The sequence below is a fragment of the Streptomyces sp. NPDC050085 genome (assembly GCF_044460595.1).
Classification (GTDB): Bacteria; Actinomycetota; Actinomycetes; order Streptomycetales; family Streptomycetaceae; genus Streptomyces.
This window is the reverse complement of record NZ_JBITJZ010000037.1, coordinates 1-2,323: the sequence shown is the minus strand read 5'-3', so window position 1 is coordinate 2,323 and position 2,323 is coordinate 1. Positions and strand designations below refer to the sequence as shown.

2 rRNA genes are annotated in these 2,323 nt (G+C 57.0%); both read left to right on the top strand.

The window, feature by feature from the left end:
* A 16S ribosomal RNA gene (locus ACIBUY_RS42680) occupies positions 1-85 on the top strand; the annotation flags it as partial.
* A gap of 310 nt (positions 86-395) precedes the next feature.
* Positions 396-2,323 (top strand): 23S ribosomal RNA (locus ACIBUY_RS42675); the annotation flags it as partial.

Genomic DNA, 2,323 nt, shown 5'->3' with positions numbered 1-2,323 from the left:
GGAGCTGTCGAAGGTGGGACTGGCGATTGGGACGAAGTCGTAACAAGGTAGCCGTACCGGAAGGTGCGGCTGGATCACCTCCTTTCTAAGGAGCATCTAGGCTGCCAAACATTGTTTGGTGGTCCAGGGCCATTACGTCGGCAAATGTTCGACGGTGGTTGCTCATGGGTGGAACGTTGATTATTCGGCACACTTGACCTGCTCTGGTCGCGAGTACTGCTTCGGCGTGGAAAGCGAAAAGAGGGGCGAGGGTGTCGGGCACGCTGTTGGGTATCTGAAGGTACGGCCGATTATGGCTGCCTTCAGTGCCGGCCCCGGTGAAGCGCCAAGGTTCTTGGTGTGTGACGGGTGGTTGGTCGTTGTTTGAGAACTGCACAGTGGACGCGAGCATCTGTGGCCAAGTTTTTAAGGGCGCACGGTGGATGCCTTGGCACCAGGAACCGATGAAGGACGTGGGAGGCCACGATAGTCCCCGGGGAGTCGTCAACCAGGCTTTGATCCGGGGGTTTCCGAATGGGGAAACCCGGCAGTCGTCATGGGCTGTCACCCGCTGCTGAACACATAGGCAGTGTGGAGGGAACGCGGGGAAGTGAAACATCTCAGTACCCGCAGGAAGAGAAAACAACCGTGATTCCGGGAGTAGTGGCGAGCGAAACCGGATGAGGCCAAACCTTAAGCGTGTGAGACCCGGCAGGGGTTGCGCTTGGGGGGTTGTGGGATCTCTCTTTCACAGTCTGCCGGCTGTGAGACGAGTCAGAAACCGTTGATGTAGACGAAGGACATGCGAAAGGTCCGGCGTAGAGGGTAAGACCCCCGTAGTCGAAACGTCAGCGGCTCGTTTGAGAGACACCCAAGTAGCACGGGGCCCGAGAAATCCCGTGTGAATCTGGCGGGACCACCCGTTAAGCCTAAATATTCCCTGGTGACCGATAGCGGATAGTACCGTGAGGGAATGGTGAAAAGTACCGCGGGAGCGGAGTGAAATAGTACCTGAAACCGTGTGCCTACAAGCCGTGGGAGCGTCGGGCAAGCACTTGTGCTTGCCTCGTGACTGCGTGCCTTTTGAAGAATGAGCCTGCGAGTTTGCGGTGTGTTGCGAGGTTAACCCGTGTGGGGAAGCCGTAGCGAAAGCGAGTCCGAATAGGGCGGTATAGTAGCGCGCTCAAGACCCGAAGCGGAGTGATCTAGCCATGGGCAGGTTGAAGCGGAGGTAAGACTTCGTGGAGGACCGAACCCACCAGGGTTGAAAACCTGGGGGATGACCTGTGGTTAGGGGTGAAAGGCCAATCAAACTCCGTGATAGCTGGTTCTCCCCGAAATGCATTTAGGTGCAGCGTCGTGTGTTTCTTGCCGGAGGTAGAGCACTGGATAGGCGATGGGCCCTACCGGGTTACTGACCTTAGCCAAACTCCGAATGCCGGTAAGTGAGAGCACGGCAGTGAGACTGTGGGGGATAAGCTCCATGGTCGAGAGGGAAACAGCCCAGAGCATCGACTAAGGCCCCTAAGCGTACGCTAAGTGGGAAAGGATGTGGAGTCGCAGAGACAACCAGGAGGTTGGCTTAGAAGCAGCCACCCTTGAAAGAGTGCGTAATAGCTCACTGGTCTAGTGATTCCGCGCCGACAATGTAGCGGGGCTCAAGCGTACCGCCGAAGTCGTGTCATTGCAGTAATAGCCCCAACGGGTGCTGTGATGGGTAGGGGAGCGTCGTGTGCCGGGTGAAGCAGCCGCGGAAGCGAGTTGTGGACGGTTCACGAGTGAGAATGCAGGCATGAGTAGCGATACACACGTGAGAAACGTGTGCGCCGATTGACTAAGGGTTCCTGGGTCAAGCTGATCTGCCCAGGGTAAGTCGGGACCTAAGGCGAGGCCGACAGGCGTAGTCGATGGATAACCGGTTGATATTCCGGTACCCGCTGTGAAGCGTCAAACATTGAATCAGGCGATGCTAAGTCCGTGAAGCCGTTCCGGACCCTTCGGGGAAAGGAAAGTGGTGGAGCCGACGGACCAGACTTGTAGTAGGTGAGTGATGGGGTGACGCAGGAAGGTAGTCCAGCCCGGGCGGTGGTTGTCCCGGGGTAAGGGTGTAGGACGTGGTCTAGGTAAATCCGGATCACATATAGTCTGAGACCTGATGCCGAGCCGATTGTGGTGAAGTGGATGATCCTATGCTGTCGAGAAAAGCCTCTAGCGAGTTTCATGGCGGCCCGTACCCTAAACCGACTCAGGTGGTCAGGTAGAGAATACCGAGGCGTTCGGGTGAACTATGGTTAAGGAACTCGGCAAAATGCCCCCGTAACTTCGGGAGAAGGGGGGCCATCAC